Annotated in this window: 1 protein-coding gene; it reads left to right on the plus strand. The window is 72.5% G+C overall.

Features of this window, described 5'->3' with window-relative positions; genetic code table 11:
• Positions 1–469 (plus strand): acyl carrier protein (locus tag UK12_RS33115; RefSeq protein ID WP_045306918.1); only part of this gene is annotated, 469 nt, incomplete at both ends.

Below are 469 nucleotides of genomic sequence, written 5' to 3' on the forward strand. Positions count from 1 at the left end.
CCGCCTACCGCAACCAGCTCGTCCGCACCGGCGCGCGCAGCGGAACCACGGTCTCCGTCAACTGGCCGTTCTGGGAGGAGGGCGGCATCGGCGGCACCGTCGTCCGGGAGAACCTGCGCACCCTCGGCCTGCTCCCCCTGGACACCCCCCGCGCCCTGACCGCCCTCCGACACGCCATGACCCCCGAGGACACCGGCCCCACCCGGAGCAGGCTCACCGTCCTGGTCGGCACACCCGCCGGCCTCGCCGCCTTCCCCGTGACCGACGACTCCCAGCAAGCGCCCATCGAACGGAGTGAGATGCCGGACTACGACACCGCCCAGACGCTGGAGGGCGCAGCGGTCGGCCACCTGCGGCAACTGGTGGCCGGGTCGCTCAAGCTCGACCCCGAACGGCTGTCCCCGGACGCCGCGTTGGAACGGTACGGCATGGACTCCGTCATCGCGGTCGGCGTGATCGCGGAACTGGA

The organism is Saccharothrix sp. ST-888 (assembly GCF_000955975.1).
GTDB lineage: Bacteria > Actinomycetota > Actinomycetes > Streptomycetales > Streptomycetaceae > Kitasatospora.